Raw genomic sequence first — 13521 nt, forward strand, 5'->3', positions numbered from 1 at the left:
ACTTGTTCACAGGTATGTCTCCTCACATTGGTGCGAGACAGCCCCCCAGGGTCATGCCAACGCGTTGGGCGGGCATGATAATCGTCAAGTACTTAACGAAACATTACAAACCGACCGATTCAGTCAACGGCTCCGCAAAGTGCGGCTGAGCAACACCACCGGCAACAACCCCACGGCCACCAGCGCCAGTGCAGGCAGTGCGGCCTCGGCCAGGCGCTCGTCCCGGGCCAGTTGGTAGGTCATGACGGCCAGGGTGTCGCTGTTGAAGGGGCGCAGCACCAGGGTGGCGGGCAATTCCTTCATCACGTCCACAAACACCAGCAGCAAGGCCGCGGCGGTGGAGCGCCGCAGCAGCGGCACATGCACCCGCCAGGCCAGCGCCCAGCCGGTGGTGCCCAGCATGCGGGCCGACTCGTCCAGGCTGCCCGGAATGCGGGCATACCCGCTTTGCACCGACTGCAAGGCCACCGCCACAAACCGCACCAGGTAGGCCCACACCAGGCCCAGCACGGTGGCCGTCATCCAGTAGCCCACCGCACTTTCGGGGGCCACCGACTGCACCCAGCCCACCGGCAGCAACAGGCCCACCACCACCACCGCACCCGGAATGGCATAACCCAGCGAAGCGGCTTGCACCACCCCGCGGGTGCAGGTGGGCACCCAGCCCTGCGCGGCACGTTGGGCCCGCACCGCAAACGCCAGCACCCAGGCCACCGCCACCGCCAGCAGGGCGCTCAGGGCGGCCAGCTTCAGGCTGTTGAACGCCCAACCGGCAAAGGGGGCCACGTTCAAGTCGGCCCAGCCCCCCACCAGCGGGTGCACCATGAAGGCCACCGGGGCCACAAACCCCAGCACCACGGGTGCCGCACACGCCAGCACCGCCGCTGTGGCCTGCAGGCCGTTCAGGCGGACCGGCTGTGCGTCGGCCCCGCCTGCACGCCCGCCCTTGGTCAAGGCAAAGCGCATGCGCGCCTGCGCTTTCTGCTCCAGCCGCAGCAGCACGGCCACCACCAGCAGCAGCACGGTGGCCAGTTGGGCCGCGGCCAGGCGGTTGTCCATGACCAGCCAGGCCTTGTACACCCCCGCAGTGAAGGTCTGGATGCCGAAGTAGCTGGACACGCCGTAGTCCGCCAGCGTTTCCATCAGCGCCAGGGCCACCCCCGCGACCACCGCCGGACGGGCCAGGGGCAGCGCCACCTCGCGGATGCGGCGCGACAGCGGCGCGCCCAGCAAACGGGCTGCCTCCATCAGCTGGCCCGCCCGCTCGCTCAAGGCCGTGCGGGCCAGCAAATACACATAGGGATAGAGCGAAAAGGTGAACACCCAGGCCGCGCCCGCGGTGTTGCGCACCTCAGGGAACACACGGCCCTGCAGCCCCCAGGTGGCACGCACCCAGCCCTGGAACGGCCCTGAGAACTGAAAAAAGTCGGTGTACCCGTACGCCACCACATAGGCGGGCATGGCCAAGGGCAGCAGCAAGGCCCATTCCAGGGTTTTGCGCCCCGGAAAGTCGAACAGCGTGACCAGGCTGGCCGTGAGCAATCCCACCACCGCCACGCCCACGCCCACCGCCATACACAGCAGCAGCGAGGTGCTGGCGTACTGGGGCAGCACGGTGGACGCCATTTCGCCCAGCACCTGGGCCACCTCGGCGTTCCACTGCGCCCACGACAACACCAAGGCCGCCACCGGCAGGATGAGCACCGCGGCCAGCAAGCCAAGCAGCAACAGGGACAGCCAGCGTGGCATGGTGGACTTCAACAAAATGAAGGGTTGCAAACGCTGGCGCACCAGCGGCCTGTGTTTTGAATGAGAATTGTAGTCATCTGCAACAACCTGCACCCTTTTTGCACGCAGCCATGTTCCTCGCCGTTGACCAACTCAGCATCCGCTACCCCGGGGCCGCCAGCGCGGCGGTCGAAGGCGTCAGCCTGGGCCTGGCCGCGGGCGACATCGGGGTGCTCATCGGCCCCTCGGGCTGCGGCAAGACCACCTTGCTGCGGGCGGTGGCCGGGCTGGAGCGGGTGAGCAGTGGGCAGATCAGCGTGGCCAAGACACCGGTCAGCAGCCCCACCCTGCATGTGCCCGCCGAGCAGCGGCGCATGGGCATGGTGTTTCAGGACTACGCGCTGTTCCCCCACCTGGATGTGGGGCGCAACGTGGCCTTTGGCCTGCACGACCTGCCCCGCGCCGAACGCACCCAGCGCGTGGCCGAGGTGCTGGAGCTGGTGGGCCTGGCCCCCCTGCACAACCGCTACCCGCACGAACTGTCGGGCGGCCAGCAGCAGCGCGTGGCGCTGGCCCGAGCCCTGGCCCCCCGTCCGCAACTGCTGTTGCTGGACGAACCGTTTTCCAACCTCGACGTGGACCTGCGCGAACGCCTGGCCCACGAGGTGCGCGGCATCCTGAAGGCCGCGGGGGCCACGGCCCTGTTCGTCACCCACGACCAGTTGGAAGCCTTTGCCATTGGCGACGTGATCGGCGTGATGCGCCAGGGCGTGCTGCACCAGTGGGACGACGCCTATGCGCTCTACCACCGCCCGGCCACGCGTTTTGTGGCCGAGTTCATCGGCCACGGGGTGTTTGCCCCGGCCCGCATCAGCCGTGCGGGCGGCGAGGCGGTGGTGGACACGCCGCTGGGTCCCCTGCTGGACCTGGAGGAATGCCCCCTGCCCAGCGCCTACGAGGACGGCCTGTGCGAGGTGTTGCTGCGGGCCGACGACATCGTGCACGACGACCACGCCCCGGTGAAGGCACAGATCATGCGCAAGGCGTTTCGGGGCTCGGAGTTCCTGTACACCCTGCGGCTGGCCAGTGGCGACGTGGTCATGACCCACGTGCCCTCGCACCACAACCACGCGGTGGGCGAGTGGATCGGCATCCGCCCGCAGGTGGACCACGTGGTCACCTTCCCCCGTGGGGCAGGCCCCCACGCAGCCCCGGCACCCTGAGGCTTAGAATGGCTTCATGACCTCCCCGCTTCATCCCGGCGCACCTTCGCAAGGCTGGCAACAGTCCCGGCGCAAGCGCCTGCATGTGCGGCTGCACCACAGCGGTCCACCCGTTGCACAAATCCCTTGGGTCTTGTGCAATGTCGAGGTGAACCGTGCCACATCTTCTCCCCCCCTTCTCTGATTCCAGGCCCTGGCGGGCCGGGCCACACGCATGACGCCGCTGCTCATTGCCGCGGTGGTGTTGATTGCGGGTGCCACGCTGGCCATGCTGCCGGTGCGCAATGCCGTGCGGGCAGGCCTGGGCATTGGCTCCCAGGTGGCGGCCAGCGGGCTCACCTGGTCGGCCGTCGTGCCGGTGCTGGCCGAAGGGGCCACGCCCCACATGGTGCTGCCCTGGGGCTACCCCATTGGCGCGGTGCATTTCCGGCTGGATGCGCTGGGGGCGTTCTTCCTGGCCTGGTCGCTGCCCATGACGCTGCTGGGGGCGGTGTACGCCGTGGGTTACCTGCGCCCGTACTTCCACACCCCACGCCACGTGGGCGTGCACTTTGCGCTGCTCAACACCATTTCGCTGTCCTTCCTCATGGTGTACACCGGGGAACACACGGTCACCTTCCTCATGGGCTGGGAAATCGCCGCGCTGTCGGCCTGGCTGCTGGTGATCTGGGACTACACCAACCAGAAGGTGCGGTTTGCCGGGTTCAACTACCTGGTGTCCACCCACATCGGGCTGATCTTCTTGGTGGCGGCCTTCATGATCCTCTACACCCAGGCGGGCGGCTGGTACCTGGCCGACTTTGGCCACTGGATGCAGCAGCACCCGGGCACCATCCGCAACACGGTGTTCTTGCTGCTGCTGACCAGCTTCGGGCTGAAGTCGGCGTTTTTCCCGTTCCACTCGTGGCTGCCCCGGGCACACGCCGCGGCACCGGCCAACGTCAGCGCCCTGATGTCGGGCGTGATCCACAAAGCCGGGCTGTTTGCGCTGCTGCATTTCATCCTGATCCTGGGGCGGCCCGAGGCCTGGATGGGCTGGCTGATGATCGCCTTCTCCGCCACCTCTGCCGTGGTGGGCGGTCTGTACACCGTGGGCCAGCGCGACCTGAAACGCCTGCTGGGCTACTCCAGCACCGAAAACGTGGGCATTGCGGGCATCGGCATCGGCATCGGGCTGCTGGGCCTGGCCTGGCAGGTGCCCTCACTGGTGGCGCTGGGCTTTGCCGGGGGCATGCTGCACATCCTGAACCATGCCTTTTTCAAATGCCTGCTGTTCTACGCGGCGGGCAGCGTGTACCAGGCCAAACACAGCGTGGACATGGAGCACTTGGGCGGGCTGGCCAAGCTCATGCCCTTCACCGCCACCTGCTTCCTGGTGGGCGGACTGGCCATTTCGGCGCTGCCGCCGTTCAACGGTTTTGCCAGCGAGTTCCTGATTTACAGCGGCCTGTTCACCGGCGAGCCGCTGGGCGTGTGGGTCAAGCTGTTCCTGGTGGGCGCGGCCACGCTGCTGGCGTTTGTGGGCGCGGTGTCGGCCCTGTCCATCACCCGGGCCTACGGCGTGATGTTCATGGGCAGCGCCCGCGACGACGCCCTGCCCGCCGGGCATGAATGCAGCCGCTGGATGCAGCTGCCGCTGGCCCTGCACGCACTGGGGGTGGTGGCGCTGGGCCTGTTCCCCGCGCTGGGGCTGATGCTGGTGGCCGAGCCCACCCGCCTGTTCCTGCGCACCCTGCCGCAAGCCCAGGCCGAACAAGCACTGAACCAGGTGCAAGGGGCACTGACGCGGGCAGGCTGGGTGTCGCTGGGCGTGGCGGGTTTGATTGTGCTGGTGTGGGTGCTGCGCCGGGTGTGGCGACCGGCCCCGGCCCGCAGCGTCACCTGGGGCTGTGGTTACACCGCCGCCAGCCCACGGCTGCAGTACACGGCGGGCAGCTTCTCGCACGACTTTGCCCAGCACTACCGCGGCGTGATGGTGCTGCTGAACCGCCGCAAGGCCCCGCAAGGTTATTTCCCGGACGACGCCTACCTCATCACCGACTGTGTGGACGCGGTGGAACGGCGGCTGTACAACGTGATTGGCGAAGGCGACCGCACCGCCAGCCTGGTGTCCCGCCTGATGCACGAGGACGACCCCCGCCTGGGCTTTGCGCTGGCCCTGGCGTCGGTGGTGGCCATCGCCGCCCTGGTGGTGCTGGCCGAAGGGGCACTGACATGAACACCCTGCCCCCGCTCGACATGCTCAACCTGCCCGACCTGTGGTGGCCGCTGGCGCTGCTGCACCTGGCCCTGGTGCTCACCGCCCCGTTCTGGCTGATCGGTCTGATCAACCGCACCAAAAGCCGGTGGGTGGGCCGCCGCGGCCCGGGGCTGTGGCAGTCCTGGCACGACCTGCGCCGCCTGCTGCGCAAGCAGCCGGTGGTGAGCCACACGGCCACACCCCTGTTCCGCCTGGGGGCCTGGGGCGTGTGGGTAGCGGCGCTGGCCGTCATGCTGTGTGTGCCGCTGCTGGGCCGGTTTGCACCGCTGTCCTTTGCACACGACTTCGTGGTGGTGGCCTACACCCTGGGGCTGGCGCGCATGCTGCTGATGCTGTCGGCCATGGACGTGGGCAGCCCGTTCGAAGGCATGGGCACCGCCCGCGAAGCCATGTTCGGGGCCTTTGCCGAACCCGCGCTGTTCCTGCTGCTGGGCACGCTGGGCGTGGCCACCGGCCACACCAGCTTTGCCGACCTGCTGGGCGGACTGAAGGACACCGCCCACCACGGCTGGATGCTGCTGCCGCTGACGCTGGCCCTGTTCATCCTGCTGCAAACCGAAGCCTCGCGCGTGCCCGTGGACGACCCGCAGACCCACCTGGAGCTGACCATGGTCCACGAGGTCATGATCCTGGACCACAGCGGCCCCGACCTGGCGGCCATGCAACACGCCGCCGCGCTCAAGCTGACGCTGTACGCCGGGCTGATCGCCAGCCTGCTCAACCCCTTCGACCCCTGGCAGGCCCCCGCGGCGGCGGCCCTCACCTCGGTGGTGCTGATGGCGGCGGTGGCGGTGGTGGTGGGGTGTTTCGAATCGCTCATGGCCCGGCTGCCCCTGCGCTGGGTGCCGCGTTACGTGTGGCTGGCGGGCTGGCTGGTGCTGGCCGCCGCCGCCGTGCTGGGTGTGACGGAGGGCGGCCTGTGAACCTGGCCCACAACCCCACCCTGGCGCTCATCGTGGCGGTGCTGGCCACCGTGGTGCCGGTGTTTTTTGGCCGCCTCAAGCGCACGCCGCCCTTCCTCAGCCTGCAAGCCATGGCGCTGGGTTGGCTCACCCTGCACGCCCACGACACCCTGGACCTGCACGCCGCCGCCGCCGGGCTGGAGGTGCTGCTGATCCGCGCCTGGCTGGTGCCGCGCCTGCTGCAACGCACGCTGCGCCAACACCCGGCGGCCTACCAGGAGGTGTTGCCCTCCAACCTGTTTGCCTGGGGGCTGGCGGTGGGGCTCATCATCCTGGCCTTCCAGTTTGGCGACGGGGCCCGTGCCGACCTGCGTGCCCTGGTGCTGGGCGTGATCGCGGCCACCGTGGTGGTGGCCTTTGTGGTGCTGGCCACCAACGACGAACCCGCCGCCCAACTGGTGGCCCTGCTGTTCATGGAAAACGCCGTGGCCCTGTTCGAGACCCTCATGCCCGAACCCTGGCCGCTGCCGGTGCACCTGGCGGTGAGCGGCGTGTACGTGGGCACGGTGGCCGTGGGCTGCTGGCTGGTGAAGGACAAGGCGTGACAGTTCCTGAATTGCAAACCAACCCAACCCTGCCAAGCCCCGAGGCGGGCGCCGACATCGTGCCCGACCCGCGCACCCGCTGGGTGTCGCCCGCGCTGGTATTGGCCGCGCTGCTGCTGTGGCTGCTGACCCTGCTGACGCTGTGGACCCACCCGCTGGACACCCTGCCGCGGGTGTGGGCCAACCGATACCTGGTGCTGGACGCCACCTCGCTGCTGTTCCTGGCGGTGGTCAACACGGTGTTCCTGGGCATTTGCGTCTACCTGTACTCCCGCGAGCGCGACACCCCGGCGCTGACGGTGGACATCCGCTCCCGCGCCGGCCTGATGCTGGCCTTCATGGCCGTGGTCAACCTGGGCCTGATGGCCCACCACCTGGTGCTGATGTGGGCGCTCATCGAAGTCAGCACCCTGTGCGCCGCCCCCCTGGTGGCCCGGGGCGACGCGGTCAACCCCCGCGCCACCGCCTGGCGCTACCTGCTGTACTCCAGCATGTCGCTGGCCATCACCTTCATCGGGTTTCTGGCGCTGGTGCAATCGGCCCAACTGCGCGGTGTGGCCCTGAGCTTCCGGCTGGACGAACTGGGCGCCGCCCTCACCCGCGACCCCGACGCCTGGCAACGCCTGGGCCTGTCGCTCATGCTGTTCGGCCTGGGCAGCAAGCTGGGCCTGGCCCCGCTGTACGGCTGGCTGCCCGCCACCTACGAACACGCGCCCACCAGCACCAGCTCGCTGCTGGCGTCGGTGCAGTTCAACCTGAGCATGGTGGCGGTGTTCCGCATCCTGCAAGCCACCCGCGGCACCGAGCTGGGCTTTGCGTCGCAAGAGCTGCTGGTCATGGGTTACTTGTCACTGGTGGTGGCGGCGGTGCAGATCATGGCGGCGCGCAACTACAAGCGGCTGGTGGCCTATGCCTGCGTCAGCTCGTCGGGCGTCATCGGCCTGGGCCTGTCGGTGGGCCAGGCAGCGGCCTATGGCGTGGTGCTCTACATCGTGAGCAATGCGTTTGTGAAGTCGCTGCTGTTCCTCACCGCCGGGCGCATGCGGGCGGTGTACGGCACCAACGAGGTGGAGCCGCTGAGCGGCGTCATCCGCACCCTGCCGCTGGCCGGTCTGCTGTTCACCGGCGGCATTTTTGCGCTGCTGGGCTTTCCGCCGTTTGCCAGTTTCCTGGCGGAAATGCTCATCCTCTCGGGCATCGTGCAGGTGGGCAACCTCATGGCCTTCACCCTGATGTGCGTGATGCTGACCGTGATTTTTGTGGCCACCGGTCGCACCGTGTTTCCCATGCTGTGGGGCGCACCCAAGGTGCAGGTGCAAGCCCGGCGCGAAAGCTGGGTGGCCGTGCTGCCGCAGGTGGGGTTCATGGGCATTCTGGTCATGCTGGGCACCTACACGCCCGACGCCATCACCGGGCTGCTGCGTGCGGTGGCCGTGTCCATTGGAGGCTGACACCGCATGAACCTGCACCCCCACCTCCCCGCCAACAGCCTGTGCATCAACGCCCAGGAGTTGCTATCAATTTCAGAGCTGTTTGCGCTTATAAATAAAGCGCTAGAGGCCAAAAATGCCCTCATCAGCCTGTGGGGGCGGGCCGCCCAGGTCGACGAAGCGCCGGGCGTGGTGGTCACCGCCCTGTGGCTGGAGCCTGACGGCCTGCGCCTGGCCCGTGGCCATGCCCAGCCCGGCGAGGCCATGCCCAGCCTGACCGCCCGCCACCCGGCGGCCCAGGTGTTCGAGCGCGAGCTGTGGGAACAGACCGGGCTGCAACCCCAGGGCCACCCCTGGCTGAAACCCGTGCGTTACGAAGGCGAACGCCAGCGCCAGATGGACACCCACCCCTTCTTCCAGCTGCGCGGCCCCAACGTGCACGAGGTGGGCGTGGGCCCCATCCACGCCGGGGTGATCGAGCCGGGGCACTTCCGCTTCATGTGCCATGGCGAAACCGTGGAACACCTGGAAATCCAGCTGGGCTACCAGCACCGCGGCGTGGAGGCCCTGCTGCGCCAGCGCCCGCCCCACCTGGCCACGCCGCTGGTGGAATCCATCGCCGGTGACTCGGTGATGGCCTACGCCTGGGCCCATGCCGCGGCGCTGGAAGCGCTGTGGGCCGAGGGCGGTGCCGTCACCCCCACCGACGAAGCCACCCAGACCTCGCGCGCCGTGGGGCTGGAGCTGGAGCGCGTGGCCATGCACCTGGCCACACTCACCGGGCTGGTGACCGACGTGGCCCACGGCCAGCCCGCAGGCACCTACCAGCGGCTGCGCACCGCCGTCATCAACGCCAGCCAGCGTGTGTGTGGCAACCGCTTTGGCCGGGGCTGGGTGCGCCCGGGCCGCGCAGCCCCGCTGACCGCGGCGCTGCGCCAGGACCTGCGGGCCACCTTGCAGGCCTTCCTGACCGACTTTGAGCAGGTCAACCACCTCGTCACCTCCTCGCGCAGCGTGCAGGCCCGTTTGCAGGGCGTGGGCACTGTCAGCCCCCAGGCCGCGCAAGACCTGGGCCTGTGCGGCGTGGTGGCCCGCGCCAGTGGCTTGCCCCTGGACCTGCGCCAGCAACACCCGCACGGGCTGTACACCCGCCACCCGGTGGCCGCGGTGCAAGCGGTGGCCTCGGAATCCACCATGCCGCCCCCTGCCCCGGGCGACTGCTGGGCCCGCTGCGTGCAGCGCATGCGCGAGGCCGAGGCCAGCACCCGCTGGCTGATCGACCGCCTGCAAGCCCCCGAGGGGGCGGAGCCGCCCGACGCAGCCAGCGCCAGCGGGGCGGCCCCCGCCCACCGGCTGGCCGTGGGCTGGACCGAAGGCGTGCGCGGCCCGGTGCTGGTGGCGCTGGAAACCGACGCCCATGGTGCGCTGCGCCACGCCAAGGTTCAAGACCCCTCGCTGGCCAACTGGTTCGGTCTGGCCTGGGCCTTGCGCGGACAGCAGATTTCGGACTTTCCCATCTGCAACAAGAGTTTTGACCTGTCCTATTGCGGCAACGACCTTTGAGCCCTTGCGCCCACGCCCCATGTCCCTGAACCCCCGCAACCTGCTGCAATCCCTGGCCGTGCGCCGGGCCCAGGGCAGCCAGTTCATCCCCGACCTGCGTGCCGCCCAACCCGCGGGTTTTCGTGGCAAGCCGGTGCTGGCCCCCACGCCCTGTGCCAGCGGCTGCACCGCCTGCGCCGACGTGTGCCCCAGCGCCGCCGTTCAGTTGGGTGCCGAAGTGGCCATCGACCTGGGCCGCTGCGTGATGTGTGGCGACTGCGCCCCGGTATGCCCGGAACACAAGCTGAGCTTTGACAACGACGTGAAGCTGTCGGCCACCTCGCGCGGGGCGCTGGTGGTCACCGCCGCCCGGCCCCGGCTGGACCCGGTGGCGGTCAACCAGGCGCTGCAACGGCACTTTGGCCGCTCCATGAAGCTGCGCTCGGTGTCCGCCGGGGGCTGCAACGGCTGCGAGATGGAGGTGAATGCGCTGTCCAACGTCAATTTCGACTTCGGGCGCTACGGCATCGACGTGGTGGCCAGCCCCCGCCATGCCGACGCCCTGGTGCTGACCGGCCCCATCAGCGCCAACATGGCCGCCGCGCTGGAACTGGCCTGGGAGGCCATGCCCGAACCCAAGATCGTCATCGCCGCCGGGGCCTGCGCCATCTCGGGCGGGGTGTTCGCGGGCAGCGAGGCGCTGGACCGCGGCTTCCTGGAACGCCACCCGCCCGCGCTCTACGTGCCGGGCTGCCCCATGCACCCTTTGACCTTCATCAGTGGCGTGATGGATTTGCTGGGCATTCCCACCTGAACAAGGCTGAGCTCAGGTTTTCTTCAGGTAGAAAAAATACCGTAGGGGGCATCTTCAACAACGAAGGACCCCCTCACATGCAACCCTCATCACTCAAGCATGCGGTGATCGGCACATTGGCCCTTGCCGCCGCCACTGCCTCGCTGGCCCAGGTGGGTCAACCCGGACGCCTGCTGGCCTCCAACTGCTTCCAGTGCCATGGCACCAACGGCAACGGCCCCGGGTTTGACCGCCTGGCGGGCAAGTCGGCCAACGAGATCTACAAGGAACTCAAGGAGTTCCAGTCCGGCAAGGAAGGCAACGGGATCATGGCCAAACACGCCATGGCCTACACCGACGAGCAGCTCAAGTCGCTCTCGGCCTGGTTCGCCACCCAGAAATCGACCAAGAAGTGAGGAGCAGCACCATGCAAAGACGACATTTCCTCTCCATCGCGGCCGCCCTGGGCGGTGGTTCGCTGCTGAGCGCCTGCGGTGGCGGTGACACCGACCTGGAAATGGCCCAGGGCCTGAGCGAACAGGCCCTGGCCACCACGGCCTACAAGTCCCGCGTGATCGTGATCGGCGGCGGCATGGCCGGGGCCACCGTGGCCAAGTACCTGCGCCTGTGGGGTGACGCCATCCAGGTCACGCTGGTGGAGCGCGAAAAGGCCTACACCTCCAACATCATGAGCAGCATGGTGCTGACCGGCCAGCGCACCATGGCCAGCCAGTCGTTTGCCTACGACACGCTCATCAGCAAATACGGCATCAAGCGTGTGCAGGGCGACGTGGTCAACATCGACCCGGTGGCCGTCAAGGTCACGCTGGCCGATGGCACCGTGCTGCAGGCCGACCGCATCGTGATGGCCCCCGGCATCTCCTTTGACGACACCCCGGGCCTGGGCACCTCCGACAAGATGCCCCACGCCTGGCAGGCCGGTCCGCAGACCACCCTGCTGGCCAACCAGCTCAAGGCCATGCCCACCAACGGCACGGCCATCCTGACCATCCCGGCCACCCCGTACCGCTGCCCCCCCGGCCCCTACGAGCGTGCCTGCCTGATCGCCGACTGGATCAAGGCCAAGAAGCCCCAGGGCAAGCTGCTGGTGCTGGACGCCAACCCCGACTTCGTGACCGAGAAGGACAACTTCTCCAAGGCCTTCTTCGACCTGCACAAGAACGTGGTGGAGTACGTGCCCAACGCGGGCGTGACCCAGGTGGACCCGGCCACCATGAAGGTGTACACCGCCCAGGGCGTGTTCACCGGCAACGTGGTCAACCTGATCCCGCGCCAGAAGGCGGGCAAGCTGGTGATGACCAGCGGCCTCAACAACGCCACCAACGGCCGTTTTGCCGGGGTGAACGTGCTCAGCTACGCCAGCACGGTGGCGGGGGCCGAGAAGGTGCACATCATTGGCGACAGCAGCGCCACCACCCAGCCCAAGGCCGGCCACATTGCCAACCAGGAGGCCAAGGTGTGCGCCGATGCCATCAGCCGCATCCTGTCCGGCGGCAGCCCCGATCCGGCCCCGGTGACCAACTCGGCCTGCTACTCCACCATCACCATGACGCAGGCGTCGTGGCTGACGGCGGCGTTCCAGTACGACGCCGCCACCCAGGCCATGAAGGTGGTGGCCGCCACGTCCGCCGCCTCCACCGGTTGGAGCAAGGACCACTTTGAAGACATGGGCACCTGGTTCAAGGCGCTGATGGCCGACACCTTCGCCTGATCACGAGCCGACCGGGGGCCTGCGCAGGATCAGTTCGGCGTGCAGGCCCTCGGAGGCGCTCACCAAATGGAGGGTTCCGCCGTGGGCGCGGGCCACCAGGTCGGCCAGCATCAGGCCCAGGCCCATCTGCCCTTCGTAGGCCTGCAAGGCCAGCGCACGGCGCAGCGTGTCCAAACGTTCGGGCTCCATGCCGGGGCCGTTGTCCCGCACGGAAATGACTTGGAACTGGAGGTCCAGCTGCACCTTCAGCGTCACCCGCGTGCCACCGTGGCGCAACACGTTGTCCATGAGGTTGATGAGGGCCGCGGCCAGCAGGTCGGGGTCGGCCTGCACCAGGGCGGTGGCTTCCACGCCAATGTCCAGCCCTTCAATGCCCATGCGGTTCATCAACGGCCCCAGCTCCACCGTTTGCCACTGGATGCGGTCCACCCGCCGGAACAGGGTCAACATGGACAACACCACGCGGTTGAGGCGGCTGGCCGCCTCACGGGTGCGCAACAGGCGCGGGCGCTGCTGGGGCGTGCTTTCGCGCAGGGCCATGGCCAGCTGGGCGTCCATGCCCGCCAGCGGGGTGCGCAGGGCATGGGCCGCATGGGCGCTGAAGGCCCGTTCCCGTTCAATGCGCTTGACCAGCCGCTGGCCCAGGGCCATGACGGCGTCGTGGATGGGTGTCAGCTCCTGCCGCAGCGGGGCGTCGAGCGCCTGCGGGTGGTGCACCGGGTCGTAGGCCACCACCTGCTGGCTCAGGGTGACCAGCGGCATCAGTTCGTGCTGGACGCGGCGGCGCAGCCACACCACAAAGGCCGCCCCCATCAGCACGGTGACCACCACCGCACCCAACGCCGCTTCCCAGCGGGCGGCCCAGCGCTCGGCCAGGCGGTCGGCCACGTAGAGCTGGCCCGCACCATCGGGCAGAACCAGGCCAAACACCCGCCACTCCCCGGCGGCGTTGCCCACCCCGGCCATGGGTTCGGCAAACAGCGGCACATCGGGCGCGTTGTGCGAATGGCCCAGCACACGGCCTTGGGCGTCCACCCGTTGCCAGATGAGTTTTTCGTGGTGGGCGGGCATGCGGTCCTCACCCACGCCGGTGCGCAAGGACTCGGGGGAGCGCAGCGACAGCTCGAACAGCCACTCTGCCGACTCCTGAAGGCCCGCGTCGGCCAGGTCGTCCACCTCGTCTTGCACCACCCAGGCGAGGGTGAGGGCCATGAGCATGACCCACAGAATGCCCCACCCCACCACGGCCTGCACCAGCCGATTGCGGATGGAGGGAGGAGGTGCCAGCCCTCGCAACCCGGCCATG

Annotated in this window: 11 protein-coding genes; 9 read left to right on the forward strand and 2 right to left on the reverse strand. The window is 68.5% G+C overall.

Translation table 11 applies throughout. From position 1 onward, the window contains the following. Positions 1 to 123: 123 nt before the first annotated feature. Positions 124 to 1749 carry an ABC transporter permease gene (locus ACYVB7_RS07970; RefSeq protein WP_460506210.1) on the reverse strand — a complete coding sequence of 542 codons (1626 nt, stop codon included), beginning with the start codon at positions 1747 to 1749 and terminating at the stop codon, positions 124 to 126. A 110-nt stretch (positions 1750 to 1859) separates the two neighbouring features. Between ACYVB7_RS07970 and ACYVB7_RS07975 the strand changes: the two genes are divergently transcribed. From ACYVB7_RS07975 to ACYVB7_RS08015, 9 genes are all read left to right on the forward strand, one after another. Then, positions 1860 to 2951: an ABC transporter ATP-binding protein gene (locus ACYVB7_RS07975; RefSeq protein WP_460506211.1), complete on the forward strand. Its 1092-nt coding sequence runs from the start codon at positions 1860 to 1862 to the stop codon at positions 2949 to 2951. Positions 2952 to 3165: 214 nt separating this feature from the next. Continuing rightward, the gene (locus tag ACYVB7_RS07980; protein ID WP_460506212.1) at positions 3166 to 5169 is read left to right on the forward strand and encodes a proton-conducting transporter transmembrane domain-containing protein; all 2004 of its coding nucleotides are present in this window, start codon (positions 3166 to 3168) and stop codon (positions 5167 to 5169) included. Further along, a complete protein-coding gene (locus tag ACYVB7_RS07985; RefSeq protein WP_460506213.1) occupies positions 5166 to 6134 on the forward strand; it encodes a respiratory chain complex I subunit 1 family protein in 969 nt (322 codons plus the stop codon). The genes ACYVB7_RS07980 and ACYVB7_RS07985 overlap by 4 nt, the downstream gene beginning before the upstream one ends. Beyond that, positions 6131 to 6718 carry a hypothetical protein gene (locus ACYVB7_RS07990; RefSeq protein WP_460506214.1) on the forward strand — a complete coding sequence of 196 codons (588 nt, stop codon included), beginning with the start codon at positions 6131 to 6133 and terminating at the stop codon, positions 6716 to 6718. The genes ACYVB7_RS07985 and ACYVB7_RS07990 overlap by 4 nt, the downstream gene beginning before the upstream one ends. Next, positions 6715 to 8169 (forward strand): complex I subunit 5 family protein, encoded by a 1455-nt coding sequence (locus ACYVB7_RS07995; RefSeq protein WP_460506215.1) that lies wholly within the window; start codon positions 6715 to 6717, stop codon positions 8167 to 8169. The genes ACYVB7_RS07990 and ACYVB7_RS07995 overlap by 4 nt, the downstream gene beginning before the upstream one ends. Positions 8170 to 8175: 6 nt before the next feature. Beyond that, on the forward strand, positions 8176 to 9711 hold the full coding sequence (locus ACYVB7_RS08000; protein ID WP_460506216.1) for a hydrogenase large subunit: 1536 nt from the start codon (positions 8176 to 8178) through the stop codon (positions 9709 to 9711). A gap of 19 nt (positions 9712 to 9730) precedes the next feature. Beyond that, positions 9731 to 10504: an NADH-quinone oxidoreductase subunit B family protein gene (locus ACYVB7_RS08005; RefSeq protein WP_460506217.1), complete on the forward strand. Its 774-nt coding sequence runs from the start codon at positions 9731 to 9733 to the stop codon at positions 10502 to 10504. 77 nt (positions 10505 to 10581) lie between these two features. Beyond that, positions 10582 to 10899: a c-type cytochrome gene (locus tag ACYVB7_RS08010; protein WP_460506218.1), complete on the forward strand. Its 318-nt coding sequence runs from the start codon at positions 10582 to 10584 to the stop codon at positions 10897 to 10899. A gap of 11 nt (positions 10900 to 10910) precedes the next feature. After that, on the forward strand, positions 10911 to 12215 hold the full coding sequence (locus tag ACYVB7_RS08015; protein ID WP_460506219.1) for an NAD(P)/FAD-dependent oxidoreductase: 1305 nt from the start codon (positions 10911 to 10913) through the stop codon (positions 12213 to 12215). Here ACYVB7_RS08015 and ACYVB7_RS08020 read toward each other — a convergent pair whose 3' ends face one another. After that, positions 12216 to 13520, reverse strand: a complete 1305-nt coding sequence (locus ACYVB7_RS08020) for a sensor histidine kinase (RefSeq protein ID WP_460506220.1) — start codon at positions 13518 to 13520, stop codon at positions 12216 to 12218. Position 13521: the final 1 nt, after the last annotated feature.

This window comes from Hydrogenophaga soli (assembly GCF_054777695.1).

Coding starts and splice junctions, on each gene's coding strand:
- ACYVB7_RS07975 (WP_460506211.1), top strand. CDS start 1,860: ATGTTCCTCGCCGTTGACCAACTCAGCATCCGCTACCCCGGGGCCGCC.
- ACYVB7_RS07970 (WP_460506210.1), bottom strand. CDS start 1,749: ATGCCACGCTGGCTGTCCCTGTTGCTGCTTGGCTTGCTGGCCGCGGTG.
- ACYVB7_RS07985 (WP_460506213.1), top strand. CDS start 5,166: ATGAACACCCTGCCCCCGCTCGACATGCTCAACCTGCCCGACCTGTGG.
- ACYVB7_RS08020 (WP_460506220.1), bottom strand. CDS start 13,520: ATGGCCGGGTTGCGAGGGCTGGCACCTCCTCCCTCCATCCGCAATCGG.
- ACYVB7_RS07980 (WP_460506212.1), top strand. CDS start 3,166: ATGACGCCGCTGCTCATTGCCGCGGTGGTGTTGATTGCGGGTGCCACG.
- ACYVB7_RS08010 (WP_460506218.1), top strand. CDS start 10,582: ATGCAACCCTCATCACTCAAGCATGCGGTGATCGGCACATTGGCCCTT.
- ACYVB7_RS08015 (WP_460506219.1), top strand. CDS start 10,911: ATGCAAAGACGACATTTCCTCTCCATCGCGGCCGCCCTGGGCGGTGGT.
- ACYVB7_RS08000 (WP_460506216.1), top strand. CDS start 8,176: ATGAACCTGCACCCCCACCTCCCCGCCAACAGCCTGTGCATCAACGCC.
- ACYVB7_RS08005 (WP_460506217.1), top strand. CDS start 9,731: ATGTCCCTGAACCCCCGCAACCTGCTGCAATCCCTGGCCGTGCGCCGG.